Here is a 12,420-nt window from a genome sequence, read left to right as displayed (position 1 = left end):
TCAATTCGACCTAGCTCATGGAGGCGACAATGCCTGCGACCATCTTCAACCTCGAATTCCCCGCTCGGCGGACGTCCGCCTGGTTGTCGGCATCCCTCGCCGCAATCGCCCTGGCCACCGCTTCGCCGGCGGCCGCCCAGGACCTCTCCGGCGTCAATGTTACGGCAAAGGCGCCGACCTCGGTGACGCTCAAGGTGGGCGGCATGGATATCTCGACCGTCAAGCGCGAGGTCCGCGGCGCGGCCCATCTGGTGTGCCGCAACGCTGTCACGAACGACGAACTGACCTTCTTCGACCTGTCCTGGTGCGCCGAGGCCACACGGGCGAAGGCGATGGTCACCTACCGGGCCGCTCTCAAAGGTGTCGACCTGTCGGGGGCGCGCCGGGCGGAAGGTCCGACCCTGACCCTCCTGGCGGCGAAATAGCTTCTGCGGTTCCGTTGACCGCGACGGGTCGGTCTGTCGGCCGACCCGGACCTGAGGCAGTCTGCCGACGCTCTCGCCACTATCAAGCGGCGGGGTGAAATCGCTCAAGGCGACGCAAGCGAGGCGGGCCTAGGGTTTGTTTCCGACGTTGAGGAGCCATCGAGATGCTCGCGAGCCTGGGCCAAGCCGAGATGCCGACGATAGGCAGCTTCATCGATGCGTGGGCGCAGGGGCACGCCGAGGCGCCGGCGCCCCGCAAGCGCATTCGCACCCGCGAAACGCTTTCGATCGCGATCGCGACGGTGTTGGCGCGCCGCGGATACCATGAGCTGCGCGTCGCCGAGATCGTGGAGCTCGCCCAGGTCTCTCAGGCCGCGTTCTACGACTACTTCCGGGATCGACACAGCGCCGCCGCCGAAGTGTTGACCGCGTTCCTTGACCACCTCTATCCCACTCCTTGCATAGGGAGCGGCTCGGCCGACCAGACTCTAACGGACCTTTTCGCCCGGTGGCTGGCCTTCTGCCATGCCAATGCCGGCCTGGTCTTGGCCGTCGCACAGCTTTCCGATCGGTCGCCCGACTTCGCGCGCCTGGCGGAGCGGCGAAAACGCGAGTGGTTCGCGGCCGTCATCGAGTCGCTCTCTCGGCGCTTCCCGCGTGCCGCGGCCGACCTGGCTGGCGTCGAGGGTTCGGAAAGAACGCTGGCGCTGGTGGCCAGCGGATTAGCCCAACAGGTGGCGCGCCACGCCGACAAGATTCAGCCTGATGACATCCGGACTTTCGCGGCGCTGATCGCCCGGGTCTGGGTTTTCGCGTTCGACTACACAGATCCGCCCATGCTCCGGGCAGTGGCGAGGCCTCGTAGCGCCTTCGGGTGAGGGCCTTTGACCGGCCTCTGCGGTCATGGGCTTGCGGTTGCGCGACGCGCCGCGGATCGGCTTTTGGAAGGCGATGATCGGGCCACGGACATGGACCTCACGTCGTGCCAGGCGGGGCGCAACGCGCCGCCACCCGTTGAACGGCCGCGCCCCGTTCGTACCAGCCCTTTGACCGGTTCACGATCGCGACGATGGTCAGCATCACGGGCACTTCGATCAGGACGCCAACGACGGTGGCGAGCGCCGCACCCGATGAAAAGCCGAACAGGCTGATGGCCGCCGCCACCGCGAGCTCGAAGAAGTTGCTCGCGCCGATCAGGGCCGAGGGGCCGGCGACGCAGTGCGCCTCGCCGGTCGCGCGGTTGAGCAGGTAGGCGATCGCCGAGTTGGCGTAGACCTGGATCAGGATCGGGACCGCCAGCATGGCGATGATCGCCGGCTGCGTCAGGATCTGCTCACCCTGGAAGCCGAACAGCAGCACCAGGGTCGCCAGCAGGGCGGTGAGCGAGAGCGGGCCGATGCGCGCCAGCACCCGCTGGAGCTCGGCCTCACCGCCGCGCTTGAGGAGGGCGCCGCGGACGACCTGCGCGAACACCACGGGCACGATGATGTAGAGGCCAACGGAGAGCAGGAGAGTCTCCCACGGCACCGTGATCGCCGACAGCCCCAGCAGCAGGCCGACGATGGGCGCGAAGGCCACGACCATGATGGCGTCGTTGACCGCCACCTGGCTCAAGGTGAAGTTGGGCTCGCCTCGCGTCAGGTTGCTCCAGACGAACACCATGGCCGTGCAGGGCGCCGCGGCCAGCAGGATCAGGCCGGCGATGTAGCTGTTGATCTCTCCCGCCGGCAGGTAGGGCCGGAACAGGTAGCCGATGAAGAAGGCGCCCAGCGCCGCCATCGAGAACGGCTTCACCGCCCAGTTGACGAATAGGGTGACGCCGATGCCCCGCCAGTGCTGGCCGACCTGGCGCATGGCGCCGAAGTCCACCTTCATCAGCATCGGAATGATCATCAGCCAGATCAGCACCGCCACCGGCAGGTTGACCTTGGCGACCTCGGCCGAACCGATCGCCTGGAAGACCGTCGGGAAGAGGTGGCCCAGGCCAACACCGACGACGATGCAAAGCCCCACCCAGATCGTCAGGAAGCGCTCGAAGCGGGACATGGCCTTGGGCCCCTCGGCGGAGGCGGGGGGAGCGATGGTCGTCATTGGGCGGCTTGGGCCTCGTCCGCCTTCTGGCCGATTTCATGGAGCCTGGTCTGTAGCGACATACTGTCGATCGTGGCGAGCGGAAGCGCCAGAAACAGCCGGATGCGGGTTCCGAGCTGCTTGGCCGCCTCGGCGAAGGCCGCCGCCTGCTCGACATAGGTTCCCTCGACCTCGGCCGGGTCGGGAATCCCCCAGTGCGCGGACATCGGCTGGCCTGGCCACACCGGACAGACCTCGCCGGCGGCGTTGTCACAGACCGTGATGACGAAATCGAGTTCGGGAGCCCCGGGCCTGGCGAACTCGTCCCAGGACTTGGATCGGAAATCGGAGGGTTCGAAACCCAGCGCATGCACCAGATCGAGGGCGTGCGGGTTGACCTGGCCCTTGGGAAACGAGCCGGCCGAGTAGCCCTTGAAGCGGCCGTGCCCCTCCTTGTTGATCAGGGCCTCTGCGATGATCGATCGCGCTGAATTCCCGGTGCACAGGAACAGGACGTTGTAGATCTTCTCGGGACGGGGTTCGTTCACTGTTCGGTTCCTCAGCAGGATGCGGCCTCGGCCTGGCAGCCTTGGCTGGCCACCAAGGCCAAGGGGGCGCAGATCTCAGGCGCGCCGCCGCAGCAATCCTCCATCAGGAAGGCCAGCAGCTCGCGCATGGTGTCGTAGTCGGCGGTGTAGATGATCGAACGCCCGTCCCGCCGCGAGGCCACCAGGCCGGCGTGGCTGAGCACGTTGAGATTGGCCGAGAGCGAATTGGGCAGGATGTCGAGGCGGCGCGCCAGTTCGCCGGCCGGCAATCCCTCAGGTCCGGACTGGACGAGCAGGCGGAAGACCGCCAGCCGGCTCTCAAGAGCCAGGGCAGACAGGCTTGCGATGGCGGATTTGGTTTCCATATTTCCACGATATAAGAACTATACGACAGTTCCAAGACGTGGGTCGCGTAGCGGCCGATTCCAGAGGCCGCATCCGCGCATGACCGATCTGCCTGCCCTGCACCCGCAGTTCCTCGAACCGCCGGATTTCGCGCAGCTGGAGCCCGCCGGCCGGACGACGCATCCGCCGCGGATTCTGTTGCTCTATGGTTCGCTGCGGGAACGGTCGTTCAGCCGGCTGCTGGTCGAGGAGGCCGCGCGCATTCTTCAGCGGCTGGGCGCCGAGACGAGGATCTTCGATCCGCGCGACCTGCCGCTGCCCGACGCCGTCTCGCCGGATCACCCGAAGGTCCAGGAACTCAGGTCGCTGTCGCTATGGTCGGAGGGCCAGGTCTGGTGCAGCCCTGAACGCCACGGCGCGATCAGCGGGATCATGAAGGCGCAGATCGACTGGATTCCCCTGGAGATCGGCAGTGTGCGGCCGACCCAGGGCCGGACCCTCGCCGTCATGCAGGTCAGCGGCGGCTCGCAGTCGTTCAACGCCGTCAACACCCTGCGTCTGCTGGGCCGTTGGATGCGGATGATCACCATTCCCAACCAGTCCTCCGTGGCGAAGGCCTACCAGGAGTTCGAGGACAACGGCCGCATGAAGCCGTCGGCCTATTACGACCGCGTGGTAGACGTGATGGAGGAGCTCATGAAGTTCACCCTGCTCACCCGCGACCGCGCCGGGTATCTGGTCGATCGCTACAGCGAGCGGAAGGCTGAAGGGCGCGCCACGGTCGGCGACGAACCCTGCGCCGACGCCATGCTCCATGAAAGGAAGGCCGGCTGATGACTGCCATCACCCTGGAGGAGCAGCTCAACCGCGATTGCTTCTGCGTCGATGTCGACCCGGATCAAGTCTGGTCGGCCGTAGAGCGGGCTGCCGCCGGCGTCGTGCCGGTCGAGTTGCTCAAGCAGCATCGCGCCCATCTCTTCTCCAGCGCGCCGGTCTACCTCTCGGAGGACGATCTCGCCGCCATGGAGGCGATCGTCCAGGCCATCGAGAGGACCGCGCAACTCACCGCGTTCCAGGACGCTGCGCTGGCCTGGGCGCCGGAGATCGCCAAGGTCGCGCTCGGCCCGCGCGGCGCCTTCATGGGCTACGACTTCCACCTGACGCCGGACGGCCCCAAGCTCATCGAGGTCAACACCAATGCCGGCGGCGCCTTCCTGAACGCTCTCCTGTCGCAAGCTCAGGTGGCCTGCTGTCCCGAAGTGCGAGCCGTCATCCCGGCCGCCGATCCGCTCGCGGATTTCGAGGCCGCCGTCTGGCGGATGTTTCAAGACGAGTGGCGGCTGCAGGGACGGGACGGATCGCCGGGCGTCGTGGCCATCGTCGACGAGGACCCGGCGGACCAGTACCTCTATCCGGAGTTCCTGCTCGTCCAGGCCTTCTTCGAGCGCCACGGCGTCACCGCCATCATCGCGGACCCCAAGGACCTTAGGTTCGACAAGGGCCGCCTGTATCTCGGTGAGCTGGCGATCGACCTTGTCTACAATCGCCTGGTGGATTTCGCCTCCTGCCGACCCGAGAGCGCCGCGCTGCGCCAGGCCTACCTCGCCGGGGCGGTCGTCGTGACGCCGAGCCCGCGCAACCACGCGCTCCTGGCGGACAAACGCAACCTCACCCTCCTGTCGGACCCGGCCCGGCTCGACGCTCTGGGCGTCGACGATGGGTTGCGAGGCGCCCTGGCCGTGATTCCGCGGGCGCGACTGGTCACGGCCGACAATGCGGACGACCTATGGGCCGAGCGGCGGTCGCTGTTCTTCAAGCCGGCGGGGGGGCATGCGGGCAAGGCGGTCTATCGCGGCGACAAGCTCACCCGAGGTGTCTGGGGGACCATCCTCGAGGGGAACTATGTCGCCCAAGCTCTGGCGGCTCCGAGCGAGCGCCGGGTCCAGGTCGACGGCGATCCCCAGACCCGGAAGATGGACGTGCGGCTCTATACCTATGCCGGCGCGACGCTCCTGGCCGCCGCGAGGCTCTATCAGGGCCAGACGACAAACTTCCGGACGCCGGGCGGTGGCTTCGCACCCGTTGTCGTGGTCAAGACACCGCCCCGTGTCGACATGGCGCAGGATTATTGCGCTCCGCCTGGCGCGTCCCCAGGTGCGTCGCCGCCGGACGGCTGATAAACAGCAGGCTTGGGCGCTGCGCCGGGTGGGACAAAGCGGGATCGTGTCAAAATTCGAGGCCGGTAAGGCCATCATATTGAGCGCGGGGCAGGGTCGCCGACTCTCGCCGCTGACGGACTCGCGTCCGAAGTGCCTGATCGAGCTGTCGGGCATGAGCGTCCTGCACTGGCAACTGCTGCACCTTCACCAGGCCGGCGTGCACGAGGCGGTGGTTGTCACGGGCTTCGGCGCCGAGGCGGTGGATGCGGAGGTGGCGCGGCTCGGCCTTCCGGGGATGCGCGTGCGAACGTTCTACAACCCGTTCTTCGGCCTGACCGACAACCTGGCCACCTGCTGGCTGGCGCGCGAGGAGATGCGCGGATCGTTCCTGCTGTTGAACGGCGACACCCTGTTCGAGCCCGCGGTGGCCTCGCGTCTGTTGGCCGCGCCGCCGGCCGACATCACCCTGGCGATCGACCGCAAGGACGCCTACGACGCCGACGACATGAAGGTCCTGACCGACGGTCACCGCCTGCTTTCGATCGGCAAGACCATCCCGGCGTTCGACGCCGAATCCATTGGCTTCCTCCGGTTCTCACCCGCCGGCGCGTCGGCGTTCGTCGCGGGCGTCGAGGCGGCCATGCGCGGGCCGGAGGGCCTGAAGCGTTGGTATTTGAGCGTGATCGACGAGCTGGCGCACGGCGGCGCCGACGTGGCCACGGCCTCGATCCAAGGCCTGGACTGGGCGGAGATGGACTTCCCGGCCGATGTGGCCCGGAACCTGGCGCTCACCGAGGCCTGGTCCCAGGTGAAGGTGGCCGTCTAGCTGTCCGCCAGCCGGCGGACCAGGTCGAGGTCGGCTGGCTTGTCCACGTCGACGGCAGCCAGGCCGTAGGGGGTGCGAACGGCTGCGGCGGTCAGCCCGATCCGGCGGCCGAGGCGGGCGACCGCCTCGTCGAGGCTGAGGCGGCCGAGCGCATAGCCCAGCAGCATGCCTGGCCCGAGCAGGGCGGCGATCTTCCAGGGCTGCTTGCGGTGGACCTCGACCCGGCGCCATAGGGCGATGGCGGCGAGCGCGCGGGCGTTGCGCAGATAGAACAGGTTGCAGCCCGAATAGCGGCCGTCGCGGAAGGCGAGATAGGTGCGCCGGGTGTCTGGGACCGCGGCGCGCACGACGTCCTGCGGCGCCAGCAGCGCCGCGATGTCGGCGTCCGGCGGGATGTCGGCCAGGAATCGGGCGATCCACTCCGGCTGGAGCAGGGCGTGGTCGCTGGTGGTGACCAGCAAGGGAAAGCCCAACGACCTGGCGGACAGCTCGACGCTCTGGCTGGGCGTGGCGGCCGCCGGGATGACCTCGAGCGGGGCGGCGGCCGCCGCGACCTGCGGGTGCGAGGTGCAGACGCCGATACGAGCCGCCCCGGCCGCCTGCAGGGCTACCACCACGCGGGCCAGCAGGGTCTGGCCGGCAAGCTCGATCAGCGCCTTGTGGCTGACCCCGGCATAGGCGCGCAGCGCGTCGGGCTCGTCGCGGGAGCCGGCCAGGATCAGGGCCGTGAAGCCGCTCACGCCAGGGCCTTCTCGTAGATCCGGTAGGTCTTGTAGATCCGCCCGCCCAGCGACTGGCAGATGCGGTTCATGGGAGCGTTGTCCTCGAGAATCCAGGACAGCTCGTAGGACTGGTAGCCCAGGGCGCGGGCCTGGGTGGCGCTGGCGTCCATCAGCTGGAAGGGCAGGAGCTGACCCCGGTGGGAGTTCGCGAACTTGCGCTTCACCCCCATGAGCGGGATGCGGATCGACTTCACCCTAGCGACCTTCAGCCGCCACAGCAGCTTGGCCCAGCCGAAGGGCGCCAGGCGGCCGCCCAGATCAGCGATGGCCTCGTTGACATTGGGCAGCATGACCACGAAGCCCGCCACCTCGCCGTCGAACTCCGCGAACCAGATCAAACGCGGATCGATGACGGCGCGCAGGGCCTTGCCGAGCTGGGCTGTCTCGGCCTCGGTGGTGGGGGTGAAGCCCCAGTTTCCGGACCAGGCGTCGTTGAGGACCTCGGTCATGGCCACGACTTCCGCGTCGTAGCGGCTCATGTCCAGCATGCGCAGGGTGACGCCCGGGGCGGGGCCCCGGCGGACGCGGCGCAGGATGGCGGGCGGGATGTCGTCGCTCATCTGGCAGAGATAGGCGTAGACGTCCTTGGCCTTGGCGTAGCCCGCCGCTTCGATGCGCGCGCCGGCATAGGCCGGGTCGTGGCCCATCATCACCATCGGCGGGGTGTCGAAGCCGTCGACCAGCAGGCCGACCTCTTCATTGACCGACAGGTTGAACGGGCCCAACGCCACGGCGCAGCCGCGGGCCTTCAGCCAGGCCTCGGCGGTGGCGAGCAAGGCGGCGAACACCTCGGGGTCGTCCTCGCCCGCGATCATGCCGAAATGGCCGGCGGGACGCTGGGGATCGACTGGCGCCAGGGCGTCGATCTGGGCGCTGATGCGGCCGACGTCGCGGCCGCCGCGAACCGCCAGCCAAAGCTGGACCTCGGCATGCTCGAAGAACGGGTTGGTCTTGGGCGTCAGGGCCGCGGCGCGCTCGCTGATCAGCGGCGAGATCCACTTGGGGTCGGTGGCGGCCAGCGTCATGGGCACGCGGATGAAGCGCGCCAGGTCAGCCTTGGAGGCAACCGGTCGGATCGTCAGGTCGCTCAGGGGGTCATCCTTCCATCCGCAGCAAGGCCGTTCCGGCCAGGGCGGCGAAGACGGCCGGCGCCGTCCAGGCCGCGAGCAGGGGGCTGAGCGCCGCGCTCTCGCCTAGCGCCGTCAACAGGCCGTCCGCCACCAGGAAACTCAGGCCCGCGGCCAGGGCCGCCACGGTCAGCACCGCTCCCTCTCGGGTGCGGAAATTTCCGAGCGCCACCGGCGCGGCGAGCAGCAGCATGACCAGCACCCCGATCGGGGCGGCGAAGGCGCGGTGCACGCGCACGGCGTAATAGCTGTCCGGACGCTCCGAGCCCCCGCCCTCCAGCGCCCGCCGCGCGCTGGCGGCGCTGGGGGCCTGGGCGGGCGACAGCAGCGAGCGGACATCGGCCGGTTGCAGGCGGGAGCGCCAGCCGAGCTCCGCGGCCGAGGAGGCCAGGGCCTGGTCGGGGGTGAAGCGCAACATCCGCGGCTCGTGCAGGCGCCAGACGCCTTCGGCATACGTCGCGGAGGCCGCCTCGATGCGTTCGGAAACCCGACCCTGGGCGTCACGGCGATAGATGCGCACATCGTTCAGCCGCTCGCCGGCCCCGTCGCCCGGCCTCGCCACCACGATCTCGGCTCCGGATCGGAAGGCGCGCGGGGACGGGTCGGCCGGGACTCCCGGCTCGCTGGCCTTCCACCAGGTCTCCAGCGCCGCGTCGGTGCGCGGTGCGATCAGCTCGGCGGCGGCGAAGTGCAGCATCACGATGACCAAGGCGGCCGGGACCGCCATCTCCAGCAGCCGGTAGCTGGAGACCCCGGCCGCGCGCATGGCGATCACCGCCTGTTCGCGGGCGAGCTGGGCGAAGGCGAACAGGCCGCCCGCCAGCACGCTCAGGGGCGCGACCTGCTCCACCAGCCGGGGCAGGCGCAGGGTGGCGTGATAGACCACGCCGGCCACGCCCAGGCCGCGCTCCAGGATGTCGGTCGTCACGTCCAGCAGGTCGAGGATCTGCAGGATCGCCAGCAGGACGGCGCCGGCCGCGAGGACCCGCAGCAGGACAATGCGCAGGATATAGAGGCGAAGCTTCACGCCGCGCCCGCCCGTCGGAGCCGGACGCGGGCCAGGGCTTCGTTCGTGTGATGACTGACCATGCCGATCATCAGGCTGATGGGGGTCTCGCCCGGTCGATTGCGGCTGCCCATGAACATCCAGACGCCAAATCCGGTGAACAGCGCGAAGGGCGTCCAGATCGCCGCGAAGGCCGGCAGGCGGCCAGCCTCGGCCAGGCTCTGGCCAAGCTGCAGGGAGTGCTGGAAGGCCAGCAGCAGGACGCCGGCGAAGATCAGACCCGGCGCGCGACGTCCGCGCTTGGCGGCCAGCCCCAGGGGAAAGGCGATCATCGGCAGGAACGGCAGGAACAGGGCTCGCGCCAGCCGCCCGTACAGCTCGGCCAGCAAGGTGGCGCGGGGCAGCAGGCCGTCGTCGGCCTTGGCGCGGGCATAGAGTTCGCCCAGCGTCAACTCGCGCTCGTCGCCGCCGCGGGCCCGCATGAGGGCGCTGGAGCCGGCCAGGGGCGCCTGGGCGACGAAGGTCTCGAACTCGACGATGTCGAACGCGCCGTCGCGGCCCTCCAGGGTGCGCCGGCCATTGTGCAGCCGCAGGGTCACCGTCTTGCGGTCGGGCGAGACCTGGAGATCGGCGGATCCGGCGGTGATGACTTCCTCGCGGCCCTCCGGCGTGATCCGGCGGATGAACAGCCGGCCCAGTTCGCGGCCCTCCGGATCGGCCGTGTCGGCCGTCATGATCAGGTTGTCCTCGGTGGCGAAGGCGCCGGCCTGCAGTTCGCCGTTCCAGCCGGCGTTGGCCGCGGCGTGCATCACCGCACGGTAGGCATAGCGGCTGGAGGGCTGCAGGTAGCCGAACACCACCAGGCTGACCAGGGTAAGCACCAGGCCGAGCCCGACGAAGGGCGCGGCCAGGCGGGTCAGCGACACTCCTGCGGCCAGCAGGGCGTCGGTCTCGGACCCGTCGCTGAGCCGGGTGATGACGATGAACAGGGCGACGAAGAAGGCGACGGGCAGGGCCAGGCCGAAATAGTGCGGCACCAGCTGGCCGGTGAGCTGGACCACGAACCCGAACCGATCGCTGCTCTGGGAAAGCAGGTCCAGCAGGCGCAGGGCCCGTTCCAGCAGCAGGGCGACCAGGGTCACCGCCAGGCAGCCCACCATGGGCCCCGTGGTCAGGCGCAGCACGTAGCGGTCGATCAGCGACAGACCGGGGGGAACATGGAATGGTCGCCGCGCGCTCACGCGGCCGACCACGCGTCGCGCAAGGTCGCGGTCAGCGCCAGGAGGGCTTCGTCACCGAGCTCCACCGCGCTCGCCAGCGCCGGAACGCCCGGCCAGCCCGCGTCCGGGAAAGCCTGTCCGCCGTGTACGCGCTCACCCTCGTAACGGGGAATCACGTGGAAGTGGACGTCGGGATCGACCATCATCAGCATGAGATAGTTGATCTTGGCGTAGTCGACAGCCGCCCTCAGCAGCCGCTCGATTCCGCCGATGACGGGCTGCAAATCGGCGAATCCAGCCGGGCTGACGTCCGAGAAGGCGGTGACGGGCTCCTTGCACACGAGCACCAGGGACCCAAATGTCGGCTGCTTGGGTCGCACGAGGACCAGCCAATGGTCTGTTTCGGCCACCAGAGTTCGTGGGTAGCCGAAATTCACCGCTGTCGTATTGCTCATGAAGCAGCCTGCTCGTCTGGCGCCTGCCGCCGTGCGCGCACCATAGGGAGTCGCCGTTTTCCATGAAAGTCCGAACCGGCCTTAGCGGCGCGGTCCTCGCCGGTCTGATGTCCATGGCGCCGCCCGCTGCGGCGGCAGCGGCCGAATGCGCGGGCAAGCCAAGCGCCAATCGGCTCACGGTCGAGGTCACCGGCCTGCGCGCCGCCCAGGGCCAGGTCGCGGTGACCCTCTATCCGGACGACGGCCGCCGGTTCCTCGCCCCGCGGGGCAAGCTGGCGCGGCAGAGGGTCGTGGCGCGGTCGCCTGTCGCCCAGGCCTGTTTCTGGCTGCCGCAGCCCGGGGTCTACGCTGTCGCCGTCTATCACGACGCCAACGCCGACGAGGATTTCAACCGCAGTCGGACCAATGGCATGCCCATCGAGGGGTTCGGATTCTCCAACGACGCCCCGACCAAGATCGGCCTTCCGGAATTCGCCAAGGTGCGATTCCGCGCCCGGGCCGGCGAGAGTTCGATCCGGATCGCCCTGCGCTACCTGCGCTGAGGCGCTTGCAGCATGTAATCGCCGAGGGACTCGAAGGCGCCGGTGACGGCCGAGAGGCCACGGGCGACGACCCGCATCCTTCGTTCGGCGGAAAACTCGATGCTGTGCCAGCGCGCCGGCGCATGGCGGCCGCTGCCTACCGCGGAGGCGGAGGGAACGCCAAGCACCGGGATCGGGCCGTGCGGGCCTGGGATGGCGCTGACGGCCGCCTCGTGGGCGTGACCGTGGAGCACCAGGTCGACCCCGTGAACGGCCAGGAGCGCGCGTAGCGCGCCGGCGTCCTCCAGCGCCTTGCGGCCGGAGACCACCCCGGCGGCGGGCGGATGGTGGAGGGTCAGCACGCGATAGAGGTCGCGCCCGGCCAAGCCTGCCAGGATCTGCGCCAGGCGCTCGAGCTGCGCGCCTCCCAACCGGCCGCTGGCCAGCCAGGGCGCGGTCGGGGTCGCCGAACAGAGGTTGATCACGGCCAGCGGCCCGCGTTCGCGCAGGGCGGGGAAGGCGATCTGCGGCGAGTCGCCGAGCCATTCGCGCCAGGGCTCGAAGGCGCTCGGCCCCTCGGCCCTCACCAGGGCGTCGTGATTGCCCGGGCTGAGGGTCACGTCGGCCGCCGCGCCGAGGGTCTGGAGCCAGGTTCGGGCCGCGGCATATTCGGCGGGGCTTGAGAAATTGGTCAGGTCGCCGGTGACGGCGATGTGGTCGGGAGCATGGCGGGCGACGTCGTCGATCAGGGCCTGCAGCACGGCGGGCTGGTGCCCGGAGCCCTTGCGCCGCCAGGCGATGGCGCTGAGCAGCCGCTTGGAGCCCAGATCGCGCCAGCCGAGCGCGTCCGCGGGCGGGGGAAGGTGCGGGTCGGAAAGATGTGCGAGGCGATAGGGGGGCAATCGGACGATGGTTTCTGGTCAGGTGACGGCGAAG

General features: G+C 69.2%; 15 protein-coding genes. 6 read left to right on the top strand and 9 right to left on the bottom strand.

Annotation, left to right across the window (positions count from 1 at the left end):
- The first annotated feature begins 29 nt into the window (after positions 1 to 29).
- Positions 30 to 425, top strand: coding sequence for a hypothetical protein (locus M9M90_RS16810; RefSeq protein ID WP_254834387.1), 396 nt, complete (start codon positions 30 to 32; stop codon positions 423 to 425).
- A gap of 164 nt (positions 426 to 589) precedes the next feature.
- The gene (locus M9M90_RS16805) at positions 590 to 1,303 is read left to right on the top strand and encodes a TetR/AcrR family transcriptional regulator (RefSeq protein ID WP_254834386.1); all 714 of its coding nucleotides are present in this window, start codon (positions 590 to 592) and stop codon (positions 1,301 to 1,303) included.
- A gap of 97 nt (positions 1,304 to 1,400) precedes the next feature.
- On the opposite strand, the gene arsB is transcribed toward M9M90_RS16805, so the two are convergent.
- Genes arsB through M9M90_RS16790 form a run of 3 tightly spaced genes read right to left on the bottom strand, consistent with a single transcriptional unit; the run spans position 1,401 to position 3,408 of the window.
- On the bottom strand, positions 1,401 to 2,471 hold the full coding sequence (arsB, locus tag M9M90_RS16800) for an ACR3 family arsenite efflux transporter (protein ID WP_371876936.1): 1,071 nt from the start codon (positions 2,469 to 2,471) through the stop codon (positions 1,401 to 1,403).
- Between the two features lie 41 nt (positions 2,472 to 2,512).
- Positions 2,513 to 3,043, bottom strand: coding sequence for an arsenate reductase ArsC (locus M9M90_RS16795; RefSeq protein ID WP_254834384.1), 531 nt, complete (start codon positions 3,041 to 3,043; stop codon positions 2,513 to 2,515).
- An 11-nt stretch (positions 3,044 to 3,054) separates the two neighbouring features.
- Complete coding sequence (locus M9M90_RS16790) at positions 3,055 to 3,408, bottom strand: helix-turn-helix transcriptional regulator (protein WP_254834383.1); 354 nt, start codon at positions 3,406 to 3,408, stop codon at positions 3,055 to 3,057.
- Positions 3,409 to 3,487: 79 nt separating this feature from the next.
- On the opposite strand from M9M90_RS16790, the gene arsH reads away from it, so the two are divergent.
- The 3 genes from arsH to M9M90_RS16775 are packed head-to-tail and all read left to right on the top strand — an operon-like array spanning position 3,488 to position 6,373.
- Positions 3,488 to 4,222: an arsenical resistance protein ArsH gene (gene arsH, locus M9M90_RS16785; RefSeq protein WP_254834382.1), complete on the top strand. Its 735-nt coding sequence runs from the start codon at positions 3,488 to 3,490 to the stop codon at positions 4,220 to 4,222.
- Positions 4,222 to 5,565 (top strand): hypothetical protein, encoded by a 1,344-nt coding sequence (locus M9M90_RS16780; protein WP_254834381.1) that lies wholly within the window; start codon positions 4,222 to 4,224, stop codon positions 5,563 to 5,565. Before arsH ends, M9M90_RS16780 begins: the two co-directional genes overlap by 1 nt.
- Positions 5,566 to 5,611: 46 nt before the next feature.
- Entirely contained in the window at positions 5,612 to 6,373 is a 762-nt protein-coding gene (locus tag M9M90_RS16775; protein ID WP_254834380.1) for an NTP transferase domain-containing protein, read from the top strand.
- Here M9M90_RS16775 and M9M90_RS16770 read toward each other — a convergent pair.
- The 5 genes from M9M90_RS16770 to M9M90_RS16750 all read right to left on the bottom strand — a co-directional run bounded on the left by M9M90_RS16770 (position 6,370) and on the right by M9M90_RS16750 (position 10,963).
- Entirely contained in the window at positions 6,370 to 7,113 is a 744-nt protein-coding gene (locus tag M9M90_RS16770; protein ID WP_254834379.1) for a nucleotidyltransferase family protein, read from the bottom strand. The genes M9M90_RS16775 and M9M90_RS16770 overlap by 4 nt on opposite strands.
- Positions 7,110 to 8,186: a dATP pyrophosphohydrolase gene (locus M9M90_RS16765; RefSeq protein WP_371876872.1), complete on the bottom strand. Its 1,077-nt coding sequence runs from the start codon at positions 8,184 to 8,186 to the stop codon at positions 7,110 to 7,112. Before M9M90_RS16765 ends, M9M90_RS16770 begins: the two co-directional genes overlap by 4 nt.
- Before the next feature lie 64 nt (positions 8,187 to 8,250).
- Entirely contained in the window at positions 8,251 to 9,309 is a 1,059-nt protein-coding gene (locus tag M9M90_RS16760) for an LptF/LptG family permease (RefSeq protein ID WP_254834378.1), read from the bottom strand.
- Entirely contained in the window at positions 9,306 to 10,529 is a 1,224-nt protein-coding gene (locus M9M90_RS16755) for an LptF/LptG family permease (protein WP_256549212.1), read from the bottom strand. Before M9M90_RS16755 ends, M9M90_RS16760 begins: the two co-directional genes overlap by 4 nt.
- Positions 10,526 to 10,963, bottom strand: coding sequence for an HIT family protein (locus tag M9M90_RS16750; RefSeq protein WP_254834377.1), 438 nt, complete (start codon positions 10,961 to 10,963; stop codon positions 10,526 to 10,528). The genes M9M90_RS16755 and M9M90_RS16750 overlap by 4 nt, the downstream gene beginning before the upstream one ends.
- Positions 10,964 to 11,025: 62 nt before the next feature.
- Here M9M90_RS16750 and M9M90_RS16745 point away from each other — a divergent pair, with 62 nt between their 5' ends.
- Positions 11,026 to 11,505: a DUF2141 domain-containing protein gene (locus tag M9M90_RS16745; RefSeq protein WP_254834376.1), complete on the top strand. Its 480-nt coding sequence runs from the start codon at positions 11,026 to 11,028 to the stop codon at positions 11,503 to 11,505.
- On the opposite strand, the gene M9M90_RS16740 is transcribed toward M9M90_RS16745, so the two are convergent.
- The gene (locus M9M90_RS16740) at positions 11,493 to 12,386 is read right to left on the bottom strand and encodes a metallophosphoesterase (protein ID WP_254834375.1); all 894 of its coding nucleotides are present in this window, start codon (positions 12,384 to 12,386) and stop codon (positions 11,493 to 11,495) included. The two genes, M9M90_RS16745 and M9M90_RS16740, sit on opposite strands and share 13 nt — an antisense overlap.
- Positions 12,387 to 12,420: the final 34 nt, after the last annotated feature.

This window comes from Phenylobacterium sp. LH3H17 (assembly GCF_024298925.1).
In the GTDB taxonomy this organism is placed as follows: domain Bacteria; phylum Pseudomonadota; class Alphaproteobacteria; order Caulobacterales; family Caulobacteraceae; genus Phenylobacterium.
Note: the sequence above shows the minus strand (reverse complement) of the source record. Positions and strands in the feature narration are given on the sequence as shown.